Raw genomic sequence first — 2213 nt, 5'->3', positions numbered from 1 at the left:
TAAGATAGAGAAGTTGCCCTTTGGCAGGCCAGTGATGGTTTGGTGGGGGAGCATCCGATCCTTGAGAACTCAACAGCGTGCACTTGTCAAATGCCAAATTATCCTCGTCTAGCTTCGGCTGGGTGAGAATTCCTTTGGATCAAAGACCTAGTCGTTTTTCGGCTAGGCAACGGATAGTCAGCAATGATTTATCTCTTTGGTCATGATTGAACTCGCTGCATTTCCAGCCTATTCCGGTTGGGGTGTATGCAATCGTTTTTTACGGAGAGTTTGATCCTGGCTCAGGATGAACGCTGGCGGCGTGCTTAACACATGCAAGTCGAACGGTGAAGCAGAGCTTGCTCTGTGGATCAGTGGCGAACGGGTGAGTAACACGTGAGCAATCTGCCCCGGACTCTGGGATAACAGTTGGAAACAGCTGCTAATACTGGATACGAAACAGGACCGCATGGTCATTGTTTGGAAAGAATTTCGGTCTGGGATGAGCTCGCGGCCTATCAGCTTGTTGGTGAGGTAATGGCTCACCAAGGCGTCGACGGGTAGCCGGCCTGAGAGGGTGACCGGCCACACTGGGACTGAGACACGGCCCAGACTCCTACGGGAGGCAGCAGTGGGGAATATTGCACAATGGGCGAAAGCCTGATGCAGCAACGCCGCGTGAGGGATGACGGCCTTCGGGTTGTAAACCTCTTTTAGCAGGGAAGAAGCGAAAGTGACGGTACCTGCAGAAAAAGCGCCGGCTAACTACGTGCCAGCAGCCGCGGTAATACGTAGGGCGCAAGCGTTATCCGGAATTATTGGGCGTAAAGAGCTCGTAGGCGGTTTGTCACGTCTGCTGTGAAATCCGGAGGCTCAACCTCCGGCCTGCAGTGGGTACGGGCAGACTAGAGTGCGGTAGGGGAGATTGGAATTCCTGGTGTAGCGGTGGAATGCGCAGATATCAGGAGGAACACCGATGGCGAAGGCAGATCTCTGGGCCGTAACTGACGCTGAGGAGCGAAAGGGTGGGGAGCAAACAGGCTTAGATACCCTGGTAGTCCACCCCGTAAACGTTGGGAACTAGTTGTGGGGTCCATTCCACGGATTCCGTGACGCAGCTAACGCATTAAGTTCCCCGCCTGGGGAGTACGGCCGCAAGGCTAAAACTCAAAGGAATTGACGGGGACCCGCACAAGCGGCGGAGCATGCGGATTAATTCGATGCAACGCGAAGAACCTTACCAAGGCTTGACATACACGAGAACACCGTAGAAATACGGGACTCTTTGGACACTCGTGAACAGGTGGTGCATGGTTGTCGTCAGCTCGTGTCGTGAGATGTTGGGTTAAGTCCCGCAACGAGCGCAACCCTCGTTCTATGTTGCCAGCACGTAATGGTGGGAACTCATGGGATACTGCCGGGGTCAACTCGGAGGAAGGTGGGGATGACGTCAAATCATCATGCCCCTTATGTCTTGGGCTTCACGCATGCTACAATGGCCGGTACAATGGGCTGCGATACCGTAAGGTGGAGCGAATCCCAAAAAGCCGGTCCCAGTTCGGATTGAGGTCTGCAACTCGACCTCATGAAGTCGGAGTCGCTAGTAATCGCAGATCAGCAACGCTGCGGTGAATACGTTCCCGGGTCTTGTACACACCGCCCGTCAAGTCATGAAAGTCGGTAACACCTGAAGCCGGTGGCCTAACCCTTGTGGAGGGAGCCGTCGAAGGTGGGATCGGTAATTAGGACTAAGTCGTAACAAGGTAGCCGTACCGGAAGGTGCGGCTGGATCACCTCCTTTCTAAGGAGCATCTGACTCTTCGGAGTNATCGGTAATTAGGACTAAGTCGTAACAAGGTAGCCGTACCGGAAGGTGCGGCTGGATCACCTCCTTTCTAAGGAGCATCTGACTCTTCGGAGTCCAGAACCCAGATCGAAGGCACACGTTCTTCGCTGGGAGCTCATGGGTGGAACATTTGACATGCTGCCAAGACGTGATCTTGGGATGAGTACGCCGCTTGCGGTTGGAAAGTTCTGGGTGAGCGGGTTGGTGGCTGCACGCTGTTGGGTCCTGAGGGACCGGACATGACCTTTGGGTTGTGACTGATTCCTCGGATCCTTACTGGGTTGCCGGCTTTGCTGGTGAAACGGTTTGGATACCGCCCGTACTTTGAGAACTACACAGTGGACGCGAGCATCTTGCGGAACAAGCTTCGGTTTGTTTCGTAATTGAT

The 2213-nt window shown here is 54.1% G+C and carries 1 rRNA gene; it reads left to right on the top strand.

The features are described from left to right. Positions 1-258 precede the first annotated feature (258 nt). A 16S ribosomal RNA gene (locus tag ACQUSY_RS13300) occupies positions 259-1780 on the top strand. Positions 1781-2213 lie beyond the last annotated feature (433 nt).

The organism is Microbacterium daqui, from assembly GCF_050408675.1.
In the GTDB taxonomy this organism is placed as follows: domain Bacteria; phylum Actinomycetota; class Actinomycetes; order Actinomycetales; family Microbacteriaceae; genus Microbacterium.
The sequence above is the reverse complement of the archived record's forward strand: the minus strand, read 5'-3'. Positions and strand labels throughout refer to the sequence as shown.